The organism is Brevibacterium sanguinis (assembly GCF_039528855.1).
Lineage (GTDB): Bacteria > Actinomycetota > Actinomycetes > Actinomycetales > Brevibacteriaceae > Brevibacterium > Brevibacterium sanguinis.
The window spans coordinates 117,122-139,424 of sequence record NZ_BAAAMB010000004.1 but is presented as its reverse complement, the minus strand read 5'-3'; the positions used below and the strand labels follow the sequence as shown (position 1 = coordinate 139,424).

At 70.4% G+C, this 22,303-nt stretch carries 20 protein-coding genes; 1 reads left to right on the top strand and 19 read right to left on the bottom strand.

Going from position 1 to position 22,303, the window contains the following annotated elements:
• Positions 1-73: 73 nt before the first annotated feature.
• From ABD154_RS04715 to ABD154_RS04675, 9 genes are all read right to left on the bottom strand, one after another.
• The gene (locus tag ABD154_RS04715) at positions 74-706 is read right to left on the bottom strand and encodes a copper chaperone PCu(A)C (RefSeq protein ID WP_198499927.1); all 633 of its coding nucleotides are present in this window, start codon (positions 704-706) and stop codon (positions 74-76) included.
• Between the two features lie 323 nt (positions 707-1,029).
• A complete protein-coding gene (locus ABD154_RS04710; protein ID WP_198499928.1) occupies positions 1,030-1,695 on the bottom strand; it encodes a hypothetical protein in 666 nt (221 codons plus the stop codon).
• A gap of 129 nt (positions 1,696-1,824) precedes the next feature.
• Positions 1,825-2,295, bottom strand: coding sequence for a cysteine hydrolase family protein (locus ABD154_RS04705; RefSeq protein ID WP_198499929.1), 471 nt, complete (start codon positions 2,293-2,295; stop codon positions 1,825-1,827).
• Positions 2,296-2,341: 46 nt separating this feature from the next.
• Positions 2,342-3,532, bottom strand: a complete 1,191-nt coding sequence (locus ABD154_RS04700) for an N-acetylglucosamine-6-phosphate deacetylase (protein ID WP_232623753.1) — start codon at positions 3,530-3,532, stop codon at positions 2,342-2,344.
• The gene (locus tag ABD154_RS04695; RefSeq protein ID WP_198499930.1) at positions 3,529-4,332 is read right to left on the bottom strand and encodes a DeoR/GlpR family DNA-binding transcription regulator; all 804 of its coding nucleotides are present in this window, start codon (positions 4,330-4,332) and stop codon (positions 3,529-3,531) included. Before ABD154_RS04695 ends, ABD154_RS04700 begins: the two co-directional genes overlap by 4 nt.
• A 10-nt stretch (positions 4,333-4,342) precedes the next feature.
• Positions 4,343-5,311: a class II fructose-bisphosphate aldolase gene (locus tag ABD154_RS04690; RefSeq protein WP_198499931.1), complete on the bottom strand. Its 969-nt coding sequence runs from the start codon at positions 5,309-5,311 to the stop codon at positions 4,343-4,345.
• The gene (locus ABD154_RS04685) at positions 5,308-6,573 is read right to left on the bottom strand and encodes a 1-phosphofructokinase family hexose kinase (protein ID WP_344250396.1); all 1,266 of its coding nucleotides are present in this window, start codon (positions 6,571-6,573) and stop codon (positions 5,308-5,310) included. Before ABD154_RS04685 ends, ABD154_RS04690 begins: the two co-directional genes overlap by 4 nt.
• Positions 6,570-7,517: an ROK family protein gene (locus ABD154_RS04680; RefSeq protein ID WP_344250394.1), complete on the bottom strand. Its 948-nt coding sequence runs from the start codon at positions 7,515-7,517 to the stop codon at positions 6,570-6,572. The genes ABD154_RS04685 and ABD154_RS04680 overlap by 4 nt, the downstream gene beginning before the upstream one ends.
• Positions 7,514-8,443, bottom strand: coding sequence for an SIS domain-containing protein (locus ABD154_RS04675; protein ID WP_344250392.1), 930 nt, complete (start codon positions 8,441-8,443; stop codon positions 7,514-7,516). Before ABD154_RS04675 ends, ABD154_RS04680 begins: the two co-directional genes overlap by 4 nt.
• A 62-nt stretch (positions 8,444-8,505) precedes the next feature.
• Between ABD154_RS04675 and ABD154_RS04670 the strand changes: the two genes are divergently transcribed.
• The gene (locus ABD154_RS04670; RefSeq protein ID WP_344250390.1) at positions 8,506-9,963 is read left to right on the top strand and encodes a sugar porter family MFS transporter; all 1,458 of its coding nucleotides are present in this window, start codon (positions 8,506-8,508) and stop codon (positions 9,961-9,963) included.
• An 81-nt stretch (positions 9,964-10,044) separates the two neighbouring features.
• On the opposite strand, the gene ABD154_RS04665 is transcribed toward ABD154_RS04670, so the two are convergent.
• The 10 genes from ABD154_RS04665 to dcd form a co-directional block, all read right to left on the bottom strand.
• Positions 10,045-10,719, bottom strand: a complete 675-nt coding sequence (locus ABD154_RS04665; RefSeq protein ID WP_344250388.1) for a hypothetical protein — start codon at positions 10,717-10,719, stop codon at positions 10,045-10,047.
• A gap of 8 nt (positions 10,720-10,727) precedes the next feature.
• Positions 10,728-12,818, bottom strand: coding sequence for an ATP-binding protein (locus ABD154_RS04660; protein WP_344250386.1), 2,091 nt, complete (start codon positions 12,816-12,818; stop codon positions 10,728-10,730).
• Entirely contained in the window at positions 12,815-13,567 is a 753-nt protein-coding gene (locus tag ABD154_RS04655) for a response regulator transcription factor (protein ID WP_198499935.1), read from the bottom strand. The genes ABD154_RS04660 and ABD154_RS04655 overlap by 4 nt, the downstream gene beginning before the upstream one ends.
• The gene (gene mnhG, locus ABD154_RS04650; protein ID WP_198499936.1) at positions 13,557-13,952 is read right to left on the bottom strand and encodes a monovalent cation/H(+) antiporter subunit G; all 396 of its coding nucleotides are present in this window, start codon (positions 13,950-13,952) and stop codon (positions 13,557-13,559) included. Before mnhG ends, ABD154_RS04655 begins: the two co-directional genes overlap by 11 nt.
• A complete protein-coding gene (locus ABD154_RS04645; RefSeq protein WP_344250383.1) occupies positions 13,942-14,634 on the bottom strand; it encodes an MrpF/PhaF family protein in 693 nt (230 codons plus the stop codon). Before ABD154_RS04645 ends, mnhG begins: the two co-directional genes overlap by 11 nt.
• Entirely contained in the window at positions 14,631-15,224 is a 594-nt protein-coding gene (locus tag ABD154_RS04640) for a Na+/H+ antiporter subunit E (protein ID WP_137824971.1), read from the bottom strand. Before ABD154_RS04640 ends, ABD154_RS04645 begins: the two co-directional genes overlap by 4 nt.
• A complete protein-coding gene (locus ABD154_RS04635) occupies positions 15,224-16,804 on the bottom strand; it encodes a Na+/H+ antiporter subunit D (protein ID WP_137824970.1) in 1,581 nt (526 codons plus the stop codon). Before ABD154_RS04635 ends, ABD154_RS04640 begins: the two co-directional genes overlap by 1 nt.
• Positions 16,801-17,439, bottom strand: coding sequence for a Na(+)/H(+) antiporter subunit C (locus ABD154_RS04630; protein ID WP_232623757.1), 639 nt, complete (start codon positions 17,437-17,439; stop codon positions 16,801-16,803). Before ABD154_RS04630 ends, ABD154_RS04635 begins: the two co-directional genes overlap by 4 nt.
• Entirely contained in the window at positions 17,436-20,486 is a 3,051-nt protein-coding gene (locus tag ABD154_RS04625) for a Na+/H+ antiporter subunit A (protein WP_198500822.1), read from the bottom strand. Before ABD154_RS04625 ends, ABD154_RS04630 begins: the two co-directional genes overlap by 4 nt.
• 1,105 nt (positions 20,487-21,591) lie before the next feature.
• Positions 21,592-22,170, bottom strand: a complete 579-nt coding sequence (gene dcd / locus ABD154_RS04615; protein WP_137824968.1) for a dCTP deaminase — start codon at positions 22,168-22,170, stop codon at positions 21,592-21,594.
• Positions 22,171-22,303 lie beyond the last annotated feature (133 nt).

Genomic DNA, 22,303 nt, shown 5'->3' with positions numbered 1-22,303 from the left:
CTCTCCCGGTCACCACGTCCGCTCAGCGACGGGCTCGGTGTCGCGACCCGACGCGGAGTCCGGGTCGCGGGGATCAGTTGTCACCGGAGCCCTCATCGCTCATGCCCGACATGTCGCCCATGCCGTCCATGCCGTCGCCGCCGTCGGAGGCGGCATCGGGCTCACCGGGCGCGTAGGTCTCCTGCGCACCCGTGTACTCCTTGGCCACCGCGGTCACGGAGATCGTCTCGTCATCGGCGGTGACGAGTTCGACGGTGATCTCCTCGCCCGGCTTGATCGGGCGCGTCATGTCCATGACCATGATGTGGTCGCCGCCCGGTTCGAGGTCGAGGGAGCCGCCGGCGGGAATGACGAAGCCGCCGTCCTTCTCCTGCATCATCATCGAACCGGAGCCGTCACCGACGGTCTCGTGGAGCTGGACCATGTTCGCGCCGTCGTAGTTGGCACCGACGAGGTTGATGTCGGCGTCGGTCGTGTTCGTCACCGTGCCGAAGATTCCCGTCATGCCCTCGTCAGCGGCCTTGACCCATGCGTCGTCGAACGTCAGCGAAGCCGACGCGTCGACCGAGGCGCTGCTGCTCGAGGCCGAGGGTTCCGAGGCGCTGCTCTGGCTGCCGCTCTGACCGCAGCCGCTGAGGCCGAGGACGAGAGCCGCCGACATGGCGAGCGCGGGCATGGTGGACTTGAGAATGGTGTTCTTGCGCATTTCGTCTGCACTTTCGTGTGGTGGCGTTCGTCGGCGGTCGGGTGCGGATCATGCCGTCGCCGAGGCGGGTCCGATGCGGCCATGAGGCGATCCCCGTCAGGAGGTCCCGCAGGGCGGGAGGCTCACCGGGATGTCCGCTCTCGACCGCGCCGGGTGTCGACGCGTGGCCGCGACCGATGTCGTAGGCGTGACGGCCCGGGCACGTGGCCGAAACCGGTCGGCGCTGGGCAACCGCGCGCATGATCGCATGACTCTGCGACGAATGCCGAGGGTGATGTGGGGTGCAGCGCATCGTCAGATCGCGCGCTGCCGGTGGTGAGGTGTCAGACGAGCGCGGGTGGACCGCGACGGTAGTTCGGGCCGATGACGGCCGCTGGCACCATGTGCGGGAGTTCGCGCACATGGCGGACGACGCGCAGGCGCGCCCCCGCAAGACTGAGCTGCGCGGACGCGAGTGCGCGCAGGGCGATGACAACCGGCCCCAGTGCCAGTTGGAGGATGCTGAAGAGGAGATCCTCACCGCGCTTGAGGATGATCGCGGTGACGATGACGGCGACGATGTGGGCGATGATCATGCCCGGGCCGGCGCCGTTGGCGTGGCCCATCGAATGGCCCATCGGCGCGGCCTGACCGAGGTCGAGAGACCCGGTGGCCGGGGTCATGAGCTCGTGTTCGGCTGCCGACATCGTCGGATCCGGCGACGCCGAGGCGGGTCCACCGGCAGTCCCTCGCATCATCGACGACATCGGGCCGAACCAGCCCATCGAGGCGTGCATGAGGAGCTGACCGAGGCCGAGGATCGCGGCGAGGGCGAGGTATCCGAGGCGACGTCCCGCGAGGATCATCGCCGCCCAGAGAACGAGGACGAAGACGAAGCCGGTGCCGAGGGCGGAGAAGTCGCCGCCGGCGCCGACGTGCATGAGGACCGCGAGCATCGTCGTCATCACAGCCGCGAAGAGAGCACGGATCGACTTGTGCCAGCCGGTCATGCCACCTCCTCACCTCAGGGTCCATGCAGGCTCCATTTACCCACTACACAGTGTAGAACCGCGCCCGGTGGCCGTGCCAGTCAGCGCCGACGGCTCAGAGCAATGTCACACTGCCGAGGCGGTCGCCAGTCACATGCGCAGCCAGGTGTCCTCGGTGCGCTTGACCATAGCGCCCGCCTCTTCGGCCGCATCGGTCCAGGTGACGGGGTCGCCGGCGGCGCTGACGACGGAATCGGAGAGGACGATGACGTCGAAGTTGCAGACGAGGGCCGCCATCGCCGAGGCCCACACCGCACCGGGGTTCTCGTCGACTCCGGCGATGACGATCCGATCGACGGCCATGTCGTGGAGACCGGCGGCGAGGTCGTCGACGCCTTCGAAGATGTCGGGATTGTCCGAGCGGAGGACGAGGTCCTCCTCATCGGGGCCGAAGACGCTGATCTCCTCGTCCTCGCGACCGGAGACCTCCTCGTTCGTCGTGGCGAAGATGAGCACTCCGCCCACCGCACGGGTGCGGCCGACGATCCCGCCGAGGGTCTCGACGGCCTTCTCGGAGGTCAGCGCTGTGTCGTCGGTGTCGATGAGGAGCAGGGCATCCATGCCGACCATCTTCCCACGACATCGGCTCTCCCGGGCAACCACACCCTCAGCGCCGGTCCCCGATCCACACGGTCGTCACCCGCATGTCGGCGTCGAGGAGGACGCAGTCGGCGGGTTGGCCCACCCGCAGGAGGCTGTGGACGTCGGGGGCGAGACGACCGAGCGCTCGCAGGGGAGTCAGCCCCGCGGCCTGGGCGGCGGCGATCGGACTCATCCCCACCTCGGCGACGGCCCGCTGCACGGCATCGTCCATGGTCAGCGTCGATCCGGCGATCGACCCGACCGATCCGTCGGCGGACCTGACCCGGGCGACCGAGTCCTCGACCCGCACCGGCAGACTGCCGAGCACATAGTCCCCGTCGCCCATCCCGGTGGCTGCCATGGCATCGGTGATGAGGGCGACGCGACCGGGTGCGAGCCCCGTGACCAGCCGCGCGGCCGGGGCCTGGACGTGGATGCCGTCGTTGATGAGTTCGAGCGTGACGTGCGGGGCGTCGAGGGCGGCGAGGATCGGGCCCGGGCTGCGGTGGTGGATGCCGGGCATCCCGTTGAACGCGTGCGTGAGGATGCTCGCGCCCGCCTCGAAGGCCCGCATCGTCTGGGCGTAGTCGGCGGCCGTGTGGCCGACGGCCACGCTCACCCCGGCTGCGACGAAGCGGGCGATCGCCTCGGGCGCGCCGGGCAGTTCGGGTGCGAGGGTGACCTGGGCGAGCCGCCCATCGGCGGCGTCGAGGATGGTCGCGACCGCCTCGGGGGTGGGGGCGGTGAGCGCCTCCGGGGAGTGCGCGCCCTTGAAATCCGGGGAGAGGAACGGGCCTTCGGCGTGGAGTCCGAGGACCGCGGGATTCTCCCGCGCGAGCCCTGCCCCGACCCGCAGCGAGGCCGCGAGCCCGGCGATCGTATCGGAGACGTAGGAGAGGACGAGGGCACGGGTGCCGTGGGCGCGGTGGACGTCGAGGATCGCGCCGAGGTGGTCGGGGCCGTCCTCGACGTTGTGCCCGCCGCCGCCGTGGGTGTGGATGTCGACGAACGCAGGGGCGAGGTAGGCGCCCTCGGCGTCGATGATCCGCGTCGCCGGACTCGCGCACTGGTGCCACATCACGCCCCGACCGCGGTCGACGACGATGCCGTCGGCGACGGCGATCCACGTGTCGGCGAAGTCGATTGAGAACGTCGCGGGATCGCTGTCGAGGATGACCGCGTTGTGGACGACGACGTCGGGGATGGGAGCCGTCACCGCGTGCCTCCCGTCGGGCCGTCGGTCGTCGCGAGGTCGACGTCGAAGCCGGCGGCAGTGAGCTCGGTGACCGCCTCGGCGCCGAGACCGTCGTCGGTGATGATCGATGAGAACACGTCCGCCCCGCCCACCGAGGCGAACGAGCGCCTGCCGTACTTCGAGGAGTCGGCGACGACGACCGCCCGCTGTGCGCGCTGGGCCATGAGCCGGTTGACGTGCGCTTCGGCCTCGTTGACGGTCATCACGCCGGCACCGGCGGAGAAGGCATGCACCCCGATGAACGCGAGGTCGAGCCAGATGCTCGCGAGCACCGCGTCGACGAAGGAGCCGACGAGCTCGAAGCTCGAGGGGTTGATGATGCCGCCGCAGACGACGACCTTGATGCCCGGGTGCACCGCGAGCTTGTGGGCGACGTTGACGGCGTTCGTCACGACCGTGAGGTCGCTGACGAGGTCGTCGCGTTCGCTGATGGCATCGGCGACCTGGAACGTCGTCGTCCCCCCGGAGAGCCCGACGGCGGTGCCGGGGCTGATCTGGGCGACCGCGGCGCGCGCGATCGCGGCCTTCGCCTCGGTGGCGGCGGCCTCCTTGTAGCGCAGGGACAGGTCGTAGTTGACGTTCTTGCGGGTCGCACCGCCGTGGGTGCGCTCGAGCAGGCGCCGCTCCTCGAGCAGGTCGAGGTCCCGGCGGATCGTCGCGAGCGAGACTCCGAGCTCCTCGCTGAGCGCGTCGACGCCGACGGTGCCCTCCCGGTCGAGGCGACCGAGGATGCGGTCGAGGCGGTCTTCGCGCGTGCTCATAGTGCCACTCTCAAGCCTCGTGTGCGGGTTTGGCAAGCGGATCCGGTGCCGGCGCCTCGGCGAACAGCTCGAGCAGGCGGGCGACCTCGGCGGCGAAGGCCTCGCGTCCGGGCGCGAGGTACCGGCGCGGGTCGACGAGGCGCGGGTCCGCCTCAAGGGTCTCGCGCACCGCCCCGGTGAAGACGGCGCCCAGATGAGTCGAGACATTGATCTTCGCCATGCCCGCCCCGATCGCCCGCTCGAGCTCGCCGTCGGGAACCCCCGAGGAGCCGTGGAGGACGAGGGGCACGGGCACCGCCGCGGCGAGCCGGATGATGAGGTCGAGGTCGAGGCGGCTCGTGCGCTCGAGCATGGCGTGGGAGCTGCCGACGGCGACGGCGAGCGCATCGACGCCGGTCGCGGCCGCGAAGTCGACCGCCTCGGCGGGATCGGTGCGTACGCCCGGGGCATGCGCGCCGTCCTTGCCGCCGATCTCCCCGAGCTCGGCCTCGACGCCGATGCCCTGGCGGTGGGCACGGCGGACCACCTCGGCGGTCGTCGCACAGTTCTCCGCATAGGGCAGGTGGGCGCCGTCGTACATCACGGAGTCGAAGCCGAGCTCGAGCGCCTCGTCGACGAGTGCGAGGTCCGTCGCGTGGTCGAGGTGGACGGCGATGGGCACGCTCGCGGCGGCGGCGATCGCAAGCGTCGCCCGGGCGATCGGCGCGAGGGTCCCGTGGTATCTCGCGCAGTTCTGTGAGATCTGCATGATGACCGGGCGCCCGGCGGCCTCGGCGCCGGCGGCGATCGCCTCGGCCGATTCGAGGGTGATGACGTTGAACGCTCCGATCGCCGAGGCGGGGGTGCCTGCCGTGGCCGCCGAGGCGGGGGTGGCGGGGGTGGCGGGGACGCCTGCCGTGCCGGCCGGGGCGGGGGCCGTCGCGTCCGAGGCACGGCGCCCGAGCGCGGCGAGGAGATCCGTCGTCGCTGCCTTCGTCATGGTCTCGCTCCGTCTGTGTGAGAGGTCGGGGTGGTGGCCGGGGCCGGAATGTCCTCGGTGATGACCTGATGACCGAAGTCGCGCCAGCGCGCGTGGATCTGCCCGGCCTGCGGCATGAGCACGGCGGCGGCCGAGACCGCGACCGCGCGCGTGAGCAGCACGCCGATCTCCGCAGCGCCGAGGTGGTCGCCCGCGGACTCCCGCGCGGACCCGTCCCCGGCGCCGGCTCCCGCACCGTCGTCCCCGCCGGTCTCGGCTCCTCCACCAGCGTCCCCGCCGGCCTCAGCGTCCGCTCCCCCACCGGCGTCCCCGCCGACCCCGGCCGCGCGGGAGGCGAGCGTCCAGGCCAGTGCGGCGACGGCCGCATCCCCGGCCCCGGTCGGATTGCCGTGCAGGGTCCGGGCGAGCCGTGCCCGGCGGCGCGGACCGGTCGCATCGACGAGGTCCATGCCGTCGGCGCCGCGGGAGACGAGGACGTGTCGAGCGCCCGCGTCGATGAGGCGTCCGGCGCCGCGGAGCACGGGATCGCCGCACGCGGAGACCGCGACGGCCGTGTCGCTGAGGCGCGCACCGGCCAGCGCCGTGCCAGGTGAGGACGCCTGCTCGATCGCCGCCGTGCACTTCGCGCGTTCGGTGTCGGCCTCGTCTGCGAAGAGCGCGCGCAGCTCTTCGTCGTTGGGTTTGACCCAGTCGGCGCCCGCCTCGGCGGCGGTGAGGAGACCGGCACCGGACGTGTCGACGATGACCGTGACCCCGGCCGCGTGGGCGGCGGCGATGAGTCCGGGCACGAGATCGGCGGGACAGTCGTCCGGGGTCGACCCGGAGATGACGAGGACCCGCAGACCCGGTGCGCGCAGCCGGGCGGCGAGACCGGCCCGCAGCTCTGCCCAGACGTGCGCCGGATGGGGGTGGGCGGTCTCGTTGATGAGCGTCGCGCGCCCCGAGTCCTCGATGACGGCGATGCTGCGACGCAGCGGTGCCGGGGTGTCGGTGAGCTCCCACCGCACCGTCTCCTCGTCGCCCGCGGCCGGCCAGTGCTTCCGGGCGACGGGACCGAAGGCGACCGACGGCACTCCGAGAGCGGCGAGCACGCGGGCGACGTTGACGCCCTTGCCGCCGAGCACCTCGGCGGCCGGTGCCGCACGATGGGTGCGCCCCCGGTCGAGCCGGGGGACGGTGAGCGTGCAGTCGAGCGCGGGACTGAGCGTGAGCACGGCGACCGTCGGACCGGCTCCGTCCGCCGACCGGCTGTCCGCGGTCATGCGTGCCCTCGGGTGAGCAGGCCCGCGCCGATGAGGCCGGCGACCGGGCCGAGACCGGCCCGCCGGATGCGCGGGGCACGGTGGAAGTCGAGGCGGGAGCGCAGGGCGGCGTCGACCCCGTCGAGGAGCTCATCGGCGCTCGAGAGTCCCCCGCCGAAGACGATGACCTCGGGCGCGACGACGGCGACGAGCTGGGTGCACATTGCACCGAGGGCATCGACCGCCTCGGCGAAGACCGCGGCGGCGATCGAGTCCCCGTCGTGCATCGCCTCGAGCACCCCGAGCGACCCGGAGACGTCCCGGCGGCTGCGCGCGGTGTAGCGTCTGGCGATCGAAGCCGCCGAGGCGATGTGCTCGATCGGCCCGCGGAACACGCCGTCGGCGACATCAACGGTGACCTCGGTGAACCCGACCTCCCCGGCGAACCCGCCCGCGGACACGAGCGTGCCCTCGACCATGATCGCCGCCGCGATCCCCGTGCCGATCGTCACCATCGCCGCGTTGTCCGGCATCGCCTCGGCGAAGGCGAACTCCGCACGCCCGGCCGAGCGCACATCGTGGGAGACCGTCACGGGCACGCCGAGGCGCTCGCTGAGGATCGCCGCGAACGGGACGTCGCGCCAGCCGAGGTTGGCCGAGAACACCCCGGTCCCCGTCGCCTCGTCGACGATCCCGGGGAGGACGACGGCCGCCTCGGCGATGGGATGGGCGGGGTGAGCGGTCGCGAAGCGGGCACGGAAGTCCGCGACGACGTCGACGACCTCACCGGCGGCGGTGTCGGTGCACTCGGGGGTCGGGGCGGTGATCGCGTCGACGAACCGGCCCGCGGAATCGAAGAGGACGGCCTTCATCCCCGTCCCGCCGACGTCGACGGCGAGCGCGACCGGTCCGGGACCGAGGCTCTGGCCGGCGGCGACGCGGTGGATCTCCTCCCGCGTCGTCATCGGTCGAGGATGACGGAGCGGGTCAGCGAACGCGGATGATCGGGGTCGACGCCGAGGCGGCGGGCCTTGATGAGCGCGAGCGCGTGGAGGCGGACGAGGTCGGCCAGGGGGTCCCGGTCGGCCTGGACGAAGCGGGCACCCGTCGCCTCGACCTGACCGGCGAGTCCCTCGGGGGCCTCACCGAACTGCCAGGTCACCCGGCCGGGGGCCGCGATCGCGATGGGACCGTGCCGGTACTCCATCGACGAGTACGACTCCGTCCATGCCTGCGCGGACTCGCGCAGCTTGAGCGCCGCCTCGTCGGCCACGCCCCAGGTCCATCCCATGCCGAGGAAGCTGTACTGCTCGGCGTCGATGAGGCCGTCGTCGAGGATGTCGGGATCGACCTCGGAGAAGTCGGCGGAGATCCCGTCGAGCACGGTCCGCGCCTGGTCGATCGCCTGTTCGACGGCCGCGGTCTGTCCGGCCCACGCCCGCAGCAGAGCCATCGTCGAGGTGCCGAAGCGCGTCTGGACGACGGAGCGCTCATCGGCGTAGTCGAGCGCGATGGCAGCGGTGGCCGCTCGCGCGATCGGGGTGTCGGCGCCGCCAACGATCGCCGTCACCGGCACCGTGCCGTCGAGGCGGTCCAGCGTGTCGATGACCTCGGTCGTCGTGCCGGACCGGGAGATCGCGACGACGCGGTCGTACGCGCGGTCGAACGGGTACTCGCTCGCTGTGAACGCGTCGGTCTCCCCCTGCCCCGCTGCTTCGCGGAGGTTCGCGTAGACCTGCGCACCGAACCAGGAGGATCCGCATCCGATGACCGCGATCCGCTCGCCGTCGCCCGGGACGGCCGCCTCGGCGACGGGGAAGGACAGGGTGGTCTCCCACATGTCCGGCTGACTGCGGAGCTCCTCCGCCATGAACGTGCCGCCACTGGCCATTGCTCATTCTCCTGATCGTTTTTTGATTCAATCAATCATTATCATGGCATATTTCTCCACAAGTGGATAGTATTCGTGTACGGTTACCTGTGGTTCACATCTCGCAAAGGAGCAGTCACGTGGCATTCCTCACCGACCTGGGGCGAGCACCGCGGCTCGTCACGATCGTCGCGTTCGCGGCCGTTGCACTCGGCATCACCTACGGGTACGACATCTCCAACATCGCCGGCGCCCTCCTCTTCCTCGAAGGGGATCTGGGACTGAGCAGCGCCGAGCTCGGCGGGCTCGCGACCGCCGTCGTCATCGGCCAGATCGTCGGGGCGATCATCGGCGGTCCGCTGTCGAACGCGATCGGCCGCAAGAAGTCGATGTTCCTCATCGCCGCCGGCTACATCGTCTTCTCCGTCATCTCCGGCTTCGCGCCCGGCTACCTCTCCCTGCTCATCGCCCGCCTCCTCCTCGGCGTCGCGATCGGCATCGCCCTGGCCGTCGTCCCCGTCTTCATCGCCGAGTCCTCGCCGACGAACGTCCGCGGCGGCCTCCTCGTGGCCTACCAGGTAACGACCGTCATCGGCATCATCGCCGGCTACCTCGTGTGCTGGGGACTCGCGCTCATCGAATCGTGGCGCCTCATGCTCGGACTCGCCGCGGTGCCCGCGGCGATCGTCTTCCTCCTGCTGCTCAAGGTCAGGGAGACCCCGCACTGGCTCATGCTCAAGGGACGCGACGCCGAGGCGGCCGATGCCCTCCGTGCCCTCGAACCGAACCGCGACGTCGACCGGGACCTCGGGCAGATCCGCACCGAGCTCAATCAGGAGAGCGGCCGCCTCGTCGACATGTTCCGCGGTCATCTGCTCAAGGCCACGCTCTTCGTCATCGGGCTCGGCTTCTTCATCCAGATCACCGGCATCAACGCGACGATCTACTACGCGCCCTCGATCTTCGAGTCGATGGGCTTCAGCGGCTACGGCGCCCTCCTCGGTCTGCCGGCGATCGTCCAGACCTTCGCGCTGGCCGCGGTCATCGTCTCGATGTTCATCGTCGACCGCTTCGGGCGGCGGCCGGTGCTGCTCACCGGCATCGGGGTGATGATCGTCTCGACCGTCGTCCTCGTCCTCACCTTCAGCCTCGGCGGCGAAGCGGGCAGCACGACCGGCGGCACGGTCTTCGGGGTCATCGGCATCATCGCGTTCACGATGGGCTACACGTTCGGCTTCGGCTCCCTCGTCTGGGTCTACGCGGGTGAGACCTTCCCCGCGAAGTACCGGGCGCTCGGCGCCTCGCTCATGCTCACCGCGGACCTCGTCGCCAACGCGATCGTCGCCCAGTTCTTCCCCGGGCTGCTCGAGCTCATCGGCGGCGCGGGCGTCTTCCTCGTCTTCGGTGCGCTCTCCGTGCTCGCGTTCCTCTTCGTCTTCCGCTTCGCCCCGGAGACGAAGGGCCGCGACCTCTCGGAGATCTCCGCCTACTGGGCCAACGGCGCGAAGTGGCCGACGGGCCTCGAGAGCTCGCGCCGGTAGGCCGGTCGGTGACCCGCGACCGGCCCAGGCGGTCACCGCTGCCCGGGCCGGTCGCCAGGGGCCGGCGCAGCCGCCGTCAGCTCATTTGAAGGTCGGCGAGGGTACCGGCTCGCCGTCGACGGTGAGCGTCGGCAGCATTGTCTTGAAGTCCTCGGCGGCGGCCTCGTCGGTCTGCAGCGCGCGCATCTCGACGCTGATGTTCACGAGGCGGCCGTTCGTCTGATACCCCAGGGTCGCGCCGTACATGACGGTCGGCTCCTGGTTGATCGCGAAGATCTCGTCCTCTCCGAGCACTGCCTGGTACGTCCAGAAGTAGCCCGATGCGATCGAGCCGGTGCGCTCGGCGTTGACCGTCGATCCCTGTTCGGAGAACTGGTACTGCTTCTTCCCGTCGACGACCGCTTTGGGCGAGTCGTCGAAGGCCTCATTGCACGAGATGATGATCGTGTCGCTGTCGGTCAGCGACGTCCCCCGGCTGTAGACGATGAACGCCGGGCTGCTGCTGCCGTCGAACCAGTCGGGTCCGATCGCGAAGCTGACATTGACCGGGCATTCCGCGCCGAGGTTGTGCGACTTCATCTCCATGCCCTCGGGAATCGTGGGTCCGGTCGGCTCCTCCGTCGGCTCGCCCGGCTCCTCCTGGACGCCGACGGCGAGCGGTCCCGAGTCGCGTTCGGCGGTGCGGACCTGCAGGACGGCGCACCCGCTGAGCAGGAGGGAGGCGGCGGCGCTGACCGCGGTGACTGTGCGGACCACCGGTCTCGTCATCGCGAGTCGTTCCTCCTGCGCAGGTCGCGCCGGCTCGGGAACGGCTGGTCGGCCGCACCGGGCTGTGCCGGATCAGGCTGTGCCGGATCAGGCTGTGCCGGACCGGGCTGGCTGCCCTGGGGCTGCGCGTTGCCCGGCTGGCCGGCCTGAGGGTGGACGCTCTCTGACGGCGCGGGGCCAGGCTGGCCACTGTGCGGTCGGCTGTCCTGAGGCTGTCGATTGCCGTAGCCCGCCTGCGCGTTCGGCTGCGGCTGACCACCGACCGCCTGACGGCCGTCGTGCGGCTGCGGCTGAGAACCGGGCTGAGCGCCAGGCTGACCACCGGGCTGCGGTGTCGGACGGCGCGTGGGATCGGCGAAGCGCCGGTGCTCCGGGACACCGAACTGCTGGCCGCCCTGCTGCCCCGGGACTCCGGCGGGAGGCCCCTGGCCCGGCCGCTGGTGTCCTGCGCCCGGAGCGCCGGGGACGCCCTGGTGGGGACCCTGACCGAAACCAGGAGCCGAGTGCTGTCCGGCACCCTGTGCCGGGTAGCCGCCGGGCTGGCTGCCCACGGGCTGCTGACCGCCGTGGGGTTGCGGGCCGGGCTGACCGCCGGGCCGCTGCGCTCCCGGCCCCTGCTGCATCACCCCGGGCCGGCCCTGCGGAGACTGCGCCCCCTGCTGCGGGATTCCCTGCTGCGGGACGCCCTGCTGCCGCGGGATTCCCTGCTGTGGCGGTCGCTGCTGCGGACCGCTGTCGGCCTGCCGACCGCCATGAGGCACCCGCTGGGGTCCGCTGTTGGGCTGCGGCGCACCCGCCGGCACACCGCGGCCCTGCGGCTGACTGCCCACCGGCACGCCACCGCTCTGCGGTTGACCCTCGACCGGCACACCATCACTCTGGGGAGAGCCGCCCTGGGGCTGGCCGCTCTGCGGCGACCGCGTTCCGGGCTTGAACTGCGAATGCTGACCGGAGTCGACGGGGAACCCGCTGCCGCTGCCGACGGACTCCCCCGTCGAGCGATCGATGAGCGTGCCGTCGACGCGTTCGAGGCGGCGCTTCGATGTCCGCCTCGGCGTGCCGAGGATCCGCCCGTTGAGTTCAGCCTCGCTCGGCTGACGCGGCGGGAGGAACCCGGGGGCGTGGCGCATATCGGGGTTCTGCACCGGCTGCACGGGATGCGATCCGGCAGCTGCGTGGGCACCGCCCTCGGCCATCGGGGGTGCCCCGACCGGATCGGCGTCGGCGAGGACGGGAAGGACCATGCGCACCGAGGTGCCGACGCCCTCCTGGCTGAAGAGCTGCACCGACCCGCCGTGGCGGGCGACGATCGAGCGGACGAGGGAGAGGCCCATGCCCGACCCGGCGACGGCGCGCACCCGCGAGCCGCGGGAGAGTTCGTCCCACACCTGGTCCTGCTCCCCCAACGGGATGCCGCTGCCGGTGTCGGCGACCTCGACGACGACCCACCGATGGTTGTCGATGATCTGCTCGTTCGCGCGGAGCTCGACGACCTCGGCCTGCGAGGAGTACTTGAGCGCATTGCCGAGCAGGTTGAGGATCGCGGTGAGGAGGAGATCCTCCTCACCGGCGACGTCGGGCAGGCGCCAGGGAGCACGCGCGACCGTCGCCACGATCATCCGATCCTCGGCGCCCGGTGCGGTCGAGGCGTCCTCGACGGCCTGATGGATGAGGCGGTCGAGGTCGACGCGGGAGTACTCGATGATGCGGGTCTCGACATCGGCGAGTTTGCGCAGGTCGGCGAGCAGACGCGCGACCCGGCGGGAGGAGATGTCGACCTGCTTGGCCGAGGGCTCCACCTCGGCGAGCGTGCCGCCCTGTCGGGACACCTCACGGATCGTCGCCGCCGACGTCCGCAGGGCGGTGAGCGGATTCTTCAGCTCGTGGTCGAGGCGGATGAGCATCCGGTTGCGCTTGGCGAGCGAATCCTCGGCAGCCGCGGTCTCGATCGACTCGCGCAGCGCGGCCTCGCGGCGCTTGAGACGCCGCCAGCCGAAGAACGCGGCCGCCGCGAGTCCTGCGAGGACGAGGAGGAGGATGAGGAGGAACAGCCAGATCTGGACCTCGATGACCAGGAAGTTCGTCATATCCGTCGGAGTCCTTCCTCACCGTGGACGTCGCCGACGAAACGGTAGCCGCGGCCCTGGACGGTCGCGATCCACCGCGGCTCAGCGGCATCCTCGCCGAGCACCCGCCGCAGCTCCGCGACCCGGGAGTCGACGGCGCGGGTGCCCACGGCCTCCTCGAATCCCCAGAGGACTTCGAGGAGCCGGGCGCGGTCGATGAGTTCGTCCTGATGGACCATGAGGTATTCGAGCAGGGTGAAGCCCTTGGGTGTGATGACGAGTTCGCGCTGCCCGAGCCACGCGCGCCGTCCGACCCGGTCGACCCGCAGCCCGAAGCTCGAGACGAGCACCGGGGCGGTCGCGAGCGGCGGGCCCTCACTCCGGGTCCGGCGCAGCACCGCGCGGATCCGGGCGACGAGTTCGTGGGGGTCGAAGGGCTTGTTGAGGTAGTCGTCGGCGCCCTCTTCCAGCGCCATCGCCCGCTCCACGGCCTCCCCGACCTGGGTGAGGAGGAGGACCGGCACCCAGTTCTCCTCCTGCCGCAGGGTGCGCAGCACCTGCCGGCCGTCGGCCCCGGGCATGAGCACGTCGAGGACGCAGACGTCGGGCTGGTGGCGGCGGATCTCGTCGAGGGCGAGCAGTCCGTCACCGGCGGCGAGCACCCGGAACCCCGAGCGCTGAAGGAAGGGCACCACCGCGCCGAGCACATCCGGCTCGTCGTCGGCCACGAGCACCAGCGGCTGCTGGTCTCGCTGGTTGTCAACCGTCATGTTCGTCCGTTCCGAACTCTCGTCGGCGCTCACGGGCCGTCTCCCTGGCCTCCGCGCGATCGACGGCTTCGGCCAGCTCATCTCGATACAGCATAGATCGACGCAGGTGCTTGGTGCGATAGCCGGCGCGACCGACCATGTGGGTGGCGACGGGAATCGTCACGAGCTGGAACGAGACGATGATCGCCAGCGTCGTCACCGTCGCCCACGTCGGGAACTGGATGGCGATGGCGATCGCGATGAGGACGAGGCCGAGCACCTGGGGCTTGGCGCTCGCGTGCATCCGCGAGAGCAGGTCCCCGAACCGGAGCAGACCGACCGCGGCTGCGAGCGAGAGGAGCGCGCCGAGGAGGATGAGGATCGCGCTGATGAGATCAAGGACCATCGTGTCCCCCCTTCCCGTCGTCGTGCCGATGCCGCCCGACCGCATCGGTGGGCCCGGCGAGACCGTCGCCCTTCGCGGCACCCGCCGCCCCGTCAGGCGATTCCCCGGCGAGCTCGTCGTCGGGACCCGCGTCGGGACCGCTGCCGGCGCCTTCTCCGCGCTCGTCATCGGGGGTCGCCGAGGCGGTCGTCGCCGCGGCGGGGCCCGGATCCGGGACGACGACCTCGTCGCGGACGGTGATCTCGACGGGTCCGTCGGGGACGTTCGAGATGCCGCGGGCGACGTCCTCGGCCCACGCCGCCTCCCGAGCGGACTGGGCGTCACCGGTGGCGGCGGTCTCGCTCTTCGGCATGTGCCAGTCGGAGGCGGAGAAGTCGCTGAGCGCCCCCGCCTCGGCGCCCGGGGTCATCGAATCGGACTTCGAGACGTAGCGGGACACGCTCACGGACCCGACGAAGCCGAGCATCGCGAGGACGATGAGCACGGGCAGCAGGTCGGTGCGGCCGGTCACGGCCATGAACGCGCCGAGACCGCACATGATGGAGGCGAGGATGACGTCGGTGCCGATCATGCGGTCGAGGATCGACGGGCCGCGGATGACGCGATAGAGGGCGACGAACACCGAGGCGGCGAAGAGGATCGTCGCGACGGCGATGATGACGGTGACGACGAGGCCGTTCATCGGGTCCCTCCTCTCTCGGCGGACGCGGCGAGCGGGTCGGGGTCGACCTTGAGCGCGGCGAGGTCGCGGGTCGACCCGAGCGCCTTGATGAGCAGGCCCTCGATGTCGTAGACCTGCTTCTTCGCGGCGAGGATCTTCTCGTCGGTGTCGGCGTCAAGGACGTGGAGGTAGAGACGTCCGCGGGCGCGGTCGCTGTCGACGATGATCGAGCCGGGGATGAGGCTCGCGGTGTCGGCGACGAGCGTCATCATGAGGTCGGAGCGGGTCCGCAGGTCCGCGGCGATGACCGATCCGGCGCCCACGGCCTTCGGGCGGAACGAGAACCACGCGACCTCGACCGACGCGATGACCATCGAGTAGAGGAACCAGCCGGCGAAGACCGCGGCGTGGAGGATGTTGAACCGGCCGGAGAGGACGACCGGCGGCAGGTAGAAGACCCGGGTGACGAGGAACGCGAGGATGATGCCGGTGACGACGCTGAGCACCGTGAGCGAATCCCACAGCATCACCCAGAGGACGACGAGGAAGAAGACGAGGACGAGCTGCTGGACGATCCGGCGGCCCTTGTTCACCGGTGTGCGCGGCGTCATCAGCCACCACCTCCGAGCACCTGGTTGACGTAGTTGAGCGGGTCGGCGAGGTTCTCCGCGGCTCGCATCGACAGGTCCCACAGGGGTCCGGCGAAGATCGTCAGCAGGATCGAGACGAGGACGATCGCCGAGGTGGCCGCGAACATCGGTCCCGGCACGCCGATCCGCGAGCGCCAGGTCCCGCCGGCCAGGATCGTGCGCTTGCGCTCGGCGAACTCCTCGACGAGCTCCTCGTTCGGCTCCTCGGCGTCGGCCGGGTCGCGCCAGAACGCGAGGTTGAACGTGCGGCCGATGACGTAGAGGGTGAGCAGGCTCGTCACGGTGCCGGCGACGATGAGCGCGGTGGCCAGCCAGTTCTGGTCCTCGAAGCCGGCGGCGAAGAGCGCGACCTTGCCGATGAACCCGGAGAACGGCGGGATGCCGGAGAGGTTGAGGGCGGGGAGGAAGAAGATGATCGTCAGCGCCGGGGAGAGCACCATGAGCCCGCCGAGGGAGCGCGTCGACGTCGACCCGCCGCGCATTTCGACGAGTCCGATCGCGAGGAACAGCGCGGTCTGGACGATGATGTGGTGGACCGTGTAGTAGATCGCCGCGGCGAGCCCGAACGTCGTGCCGAGCGCGACGCCGAAGAGCATGTACCCGATGTGGGAGATGAGCGTGAAGGACACGATGCGCTTGATCTCCGACTGCGCGATCGCCCCGAGGATGCCGACGAGCATCGTCAGTCCCGCGGCGATGAGCAGCGGGACCCGCAGCGACGAATCGGAGAAGAGCAGGGTCTCGGTGCGGATGATCGCGTAGATGCCGACCTTCGTCAGCAGGCCCGCGAACACCGCGGTGACCGGGGCCGGCGCCGTCGGATACGAGTCGGGCAGCCAGAACGAGAGCGGGAAGATCGCCGCCTTGATGCCGAAGCCGATGAGGAGGAGGACGTGGAGGACCATCTGCACGTCCGGCGGCAGCTGGTCGAGGCGCTCGGCGAGCTGGGCCATGTTGACGGTGCCCGTCGCCGCGTAGATGACGCCGATCGCCGTGAGGAAGATGATCGAGGAGACGAGGGAGACGACGACGTAGGTCACGCCCGCGCGGATCCGCTCGGCCGTCGCACCGAGGGTGAGGAGGACGTAGGACGCGAGCAGGAGCATCTCGAAGCCGACGTAGAGGTTGAAGAGGTCGCCGGCGAGGAACGCGTTCGCCACGCCCGCGCAGAGCACGAGGTAGCTGGGGTTGAACACGGAGATCGGCGTCTCGTTCGAATCGTCGTTCGCGTCCTGGCTGAGCGCGTAGATGAGCACGCAGAGAGTGACGAGCGAGGACACGACGAGCATGAGCGCCGAGAGCCGGTCGGCGACGAGCGTGATGCCCTCCGGCGGCTCCCAGCCGCCGATCGCGACGACCTGCGGCCCGTACTGGTCGACCCCGAGCAGGACGACGAACGCGATGACCATGACCGCGGTGAGCGTGAGCACGGAGACGATGTTCTGCGAGCGCGTGTGCTTCGACAGCACGAGGGCGAGGCCCGCGCCCATGAGCGGCAGCAGGACGGGCAGGGGAACGAGGATGGGCAGGAGCTCGGTCATCGGTCCTCCCCCTTCTCCCGTGTGCTCTCGGTCGTGTCGGTTCTGCCGGTCGTGTCGGTGCGGCCGGGGCCGGGTGTGCTGTCGGTGCCCCCGGTGGTCCTTCCCGGCGCCGAGGCGGGGCCCACGTCCGCATCGGATTCCTCGGCGGCCTCGGCCTTCCGCTCTGCCGGGGTGCCGTCGTCGTCGAGGTCGACGGCCCCGCGGATCGGGCTCTCGGCCTCGTCGCCGAACTCGGTGTCGTCGTAGTCGGTGCCGGCCTCGGCCTCCGAGTTGATCATCTTCGTGATCGCGACCTGGAGGTCGGCGGCGTCGTCCTGGAGGGAGTCGGCGCGCACGAGTCGCCATGAGCGATAGATCATCGCGAGCAGGAACGCGGTGACCGCGAAGGTGATGACGATCGCGGTGAGGACGAGGGCCTGCGGCAGCGGGTCGGACATGCCCACCGTCGAGAGGTTCTTCCCGTCGGTCAGCGGCGGCCTGCCGCGCCCGGCGGTGAGGATGATGAGGAGGTTGACGGCGTTGCCGAGCAGGATGAAGCCGAGCAGCACCCGGGTCAGGGAGCGCTCGAGCATGAGGTAGACGCCGCACGCGAAGAGCACTCCCATCGCGAGGACCATGACGAAGGGCAGACTCACAGCCGTCCTCCTTCAGCGCCGTTGTCGACTTCGAGGTGGTTGACGCGGTTGAGGATCTCGGAGACCGCGTGGTGCTCGGCTTCGTCGCCGATGCGCTCGGTGAGGCCGAGCGAGGTGTTGAGGCGGTCGGTGAGGAGGAGCTCGTCGCGCTCCTGGTGGAGGTCGACCTCGGCGCCGAGGGAGCGGAGGATGTCGAGCATGAGGCCGACGACGATGAGGTAGACGCCGATGTCGAAGAACGTCGGGGTGCCGAACTTGAGCTCGCCGAGGAGCGGGAGCGTGCCCTCGACGTAGATCGACTTGAAGACCGCATCGCCCCAGAACCAGCCGCCGACCGCGGTGAGCACGGAGAGGATGAGCCCGGTGCCGAGCAGGCCCGAGGGAGTGAAGCGGGCCGCCTCGGCGAGTTCGAACTTGCCTCCCGCGAGGTAGCGGACGACGAGGGCGAGACCGGCGACGAGACCGCCGGCGAAACCGCCGCCGGGAGTGTTGTGCCCGGTGAAGAGCAGGTAGACGGAGAAGACGAGGACGGCGTGGAAGATCAGGCGCGCGGTGACCTCGAGGATGATCGAGCGGTTGCGCGGGGCGAGCGTGCGCCCGGCGATGAGCCACGAGGCCCGACGCTCCTCGAGACCCTCATGGTCGCTGTCGGCCTCCCGGCGCGGGCCGATCTCGTCGGGCACGGGCTGGAAGCGCAGCTGTCCGGCCCGGCCGAAGCCGGTGCGGTCCGGGGAGAAGCGGCCGAGGTGGCCCTCGCGGCCGCGGACGAAGATGAGCCCGGCGACTCCGGTGCCGGCGGCAACGAGGACGGAGATCTCACCGAACGTGTCCCACACGCGGATGTCGACGAGGGTGACGTTGACGATGTTCTGGCCGTTGCCGATGACGTAGGCGAGTTCGCCGAAGTCCACGGAGACGGGGTCGAACATCCGCACGCCGGCGGCGAGGAGGACGACGACCATCATCGTCACGCCGACGCCGGCGCCGATGATCGCCCGCCATGCCGGGGTGAAGCGCCCCGTGCTCTGCCCGATCCGCGCGGGCAGGCGGCGGAGGACGAGGACGAAGACGACGATCGTGATCGTCTCGACGAGGACCTGCGTGAGTGCGAGGTCCGGGGCGCCGATGAACGCGAAGAACGCGACCATGGCATAGCCGGAGATGCCGGTGACGACGACGGCGGTGAAGCGCTTCTTCGCGCGGGTCGCGGCGATCGCGACGACGATGAGGACGGCGGCGACGATGAAGTCGAGCGGACTCGCGGCGAGCTGGAAGCGGATCGGCCACGTGTTGTTCGTGATGAGCGCGAGCCCGACCCCGCCGATGAGGACGAGGTAGATGACGCTCTGGTAGAACGGCAGCGAACCGCGCTGCGTGCGTGCGGTGACCCAGAGCGCGAGCGCCTCCATGCCGCTGATGAGGCGGCGGTAGACGTTGTGGAAGTCGATGCCCGCCGGCAGCGTCGACTGAACCTTCGCGACGGTCCGGCGGAACCAGAAGAGGACGAGGCCGGCGGCCACGGTGACCGCGGAGAGGCCGAGCGCGGGTTCGAAGCCGTGCCAGAGCGCCAGGTAGTACTCGCCGTCGGCCGGGTTCGTCGTCGGCAGCACCGAGGTCCACGCCTTGAGATAGGGGTCGAGGACGCCGGCCGCGGGCCCGAGGATGAGGGTGAGGGCGGCGAGGATGATCGGGGAGATGACGAGGGTGACGTTCTCGTCGCGGCGGGCGATGTCGTCGACGCCTGGCTTCGAGGAGAACGCTCCCCACACGAAGCGCGCCGAGTAGGCGACGGTGAGGATCGAGCCGATCATGATGCCGATGAGCGCGATGACCCCGGCCTTCGTCCCCGATTCGAGCAGCGTCGAGTAGACGGCCTCCTTCGCGACGAATCCGAGCGTCGGCGGGATGCCGGCCATCGAGGCCGCGGCGATCGTCGCGCACACGGCGACGACGGGGAACGCCTTCCAGCCGCCGGAGAGCTTCGTGAGGTCGCGCGTGCCGGCACGGTGGTCGATGATGCCGACGCAGAGGAAGAGACAGGCCTTGAAGAGGGCATGGCCGACGAGGAGGGCGAGCGCCGCCAGGGTGAGATCGGGTGACCCGAAGGCGGCCATGACCGTGAGGAACCCGAGCTGGGAGACGGTGCCGAAGGCGAGCAGGAGCTTGAGGTCGGTCTGCCGCAGCGCCTGCCACCCGCCGATGAACATCGTCAGCAGACCGAGGGTGAGGAGGATCTCCGTCCAACCCGGCAGGTTGTGGTAGCCGGGAGCGAGCCGCAGGATGAGGTAGATGCCGGCCTTGACCATGGCCGCGGCGTGGAGATACGCGCTGACCGGAGTGGGCGCGGCCATCGCGCCGGGCAGCCAGAAGTGGAAGGGCAGGAGCGCGGACTTCGAGACCGCGCCGACGAGGATGAGGATGACGGCGGTGGTGATGACCGGGCCGGTGTCCATGCCCAGCTGCGCGCGCTCGACGAGGGCCGACATCGACCCGGTGCCGGTGGCGGTGATGAGCAGGACCATCCCGACGAACATCGCGAGGCCGCCGGCCGTGGTGACGATGAGCGCCTGGAGGGCCGCCTGCCGGGACCGTCGCCGGGACTGGCTGTGGCCGATGAGGAGGTAGGAGAAGACCGTCGTGCCCTCCCAGAACACGAAGAGCACGAGGAGTTCGTCGGCGAGGACGAGCCCGTACATCATGCCCGCGAACGCCATGAACACCGCGGCGAAACGGGCGAGGCCGGGTTCGTCGGTGGGGAAGTAGCGGGCGCAGTAGACGAGGACGAGCGTACCGACACCGGTGACGATGAGACTCATCACCCACGAGAGGATGTCGAGGCGGAAGATGCCGGACAGGCCGAGCGCGGGAAGCCAGTCGAGGTTCTCCACGACCGGGGCGCCGTCGGGGCCGAAGAGCGCCGAGGCGGCGCTGAGGGTGAGGATGAATCCCGCCAGCGGGACGAGGGCGAGGAGGAAGAAGGCGTTGCGGCCGAGGATCCTCACCAGCGGATAGGCAATGACAGCAGCCCCGAAGAAGGCTCCCGTCATGGCAATCACCGGCGGACACCTCCGTCTTCAAAGGGGGATTATGGGGTCATATCTGCTCAACAGTATTTTCTCATGGAACACCCCTGATCTCCCAATCAATGGGCCGTTCGCTCAGATCGGGAGATTCAGCCCCGCAGCTGCCCCGAGGTGACAAGGAACCCGTTCTCATCGAGCCCCGTGCCGTCACTGCGGGAGAGCAGCTCCGCACCGATCCGATCGACGAGGTCGGCCACCTCGGCGCGCATCCGACGGAACCGGCGGGGACGGCCCGGCCGGTACCGCAGCTGCTCGGTGTCCATCCAGTGCACGTGGTACTCGATCTGCGGCTCGGCGGTGCTCGCGGCGATGATCGGCGGCACCCATTCGGCCTCGATGACGCGGATCTCGATCTCCCCCGCCCCTTCGTCGATCTCCCCGAGCGGGATGAGGAGGGAGTATCCGTCGAGGACGACCGGTGCCGTGGCGTCGAAGAGGGGATCGTCGAGCGTGGCCTGTGCGAGCACCGCGGCGTCGGGGGTCGGCAGGGCCTGCTGGAAGGCGTGCGGGGCGTGGCGGCGCACGACGGAGAGCGCGACCTCGGGTTCGAGCCAGTACTGCGAGTAGATGTAGAGGTCGACCTTCGCATCGGGGTCGGGGACGAGGACGCGGGTGGGCAGTCCGTCCTCGTCGGCGAGGCGGACGGCGAGGTGCAGGCGGGAGGCGATCGACAGGAGGAGGCTGAGCTGTCGCTCCTCCTCGCGGTCGGGCAGGCCCTTGGGGAACGCCTCGTGGAGGCCGTCGGCGTCGGCGAACCAGTCCGGCGGCGGGGCCGGCTCCCGGTCCCGCGGGCAGTCGAGGACGACGGCGTGAGTCGCCCACTCGGGAACCTCGAGGGCGGCCGCGGTCAACGGGTCGAGGTCGACCCCGGCGCTGAGCCGCGAATGCCGGGACAGGCGCACCTGGCCGTTGTCCCCGAGCCGGGCGGGAACATCGGGCAGACGGTTGTGGACGAGCGCGAGGACGTCGGAGACCTCGACCTCGGCGTCGAGGAGCAGGAGGTGGAACCCGCGCAGATCGGCGGCNNCCTGCTCCGCCTGTTCCCGCTGCCGCAGCTCGCGCCGGGAGATCACATGGCCCTCCGGAAGAAGTTCGCGTGCGACCGGGAGGCCGTCGGGCCCCGCTGGCCCTGGTACCGGCTGCCGGTGATCTGCGAGCCGTAGGGGTTCTCCGCCGAGGAGCTCAGCCGGAAGAAGCAGAGCTGGCCGATCTTCATGCCCGGCCACAGGGTGATCGGCAGCGTCGCGACATTCGAGAGCTCGAGGGTGACGTGCCCGGTGAATCCGGGGTCGATGAAGCCCGCCGTCGAATGCGTGAGGAGCCCGAGGCGGCCGAGCGAGGACTTGCCCTCGAGCCGCGCGGCGATGTCGTCGGGGAGCGTGACGAGCTCATGCGTCGACGCGAGGACGAACTCGCCGGGGTGGAGGACGAAGGGCTCCTCGGGGGCGACCTCGACGAACCGGGTGAGCTCGGGCTGCTCGAGGCTCGGATCGATGACCGGGTACTTGTGGTTGTCGAAGAGACGGAAGTACCGGTCGAGGCACACGTCGACGCTCGCGGGCTGGACGAGGGAGAGATCGCACGGATCGAGGGCGATGCGGCCGGATTCGAGTTCGGCGCGGATGTCGCGATCGGAAAGGAGAGTCACATCCCCGATGGTAGTCGGACGGCCCGTCTCGCGCAGTCTCGGAGGCCGACGGGACCTGCCGACCGCCTCGGCGGGGCTGCGCCGGGGACTGAGGAATCACCTCGGTGAGGGTGCGGTGGGGACTCAGCAGCCG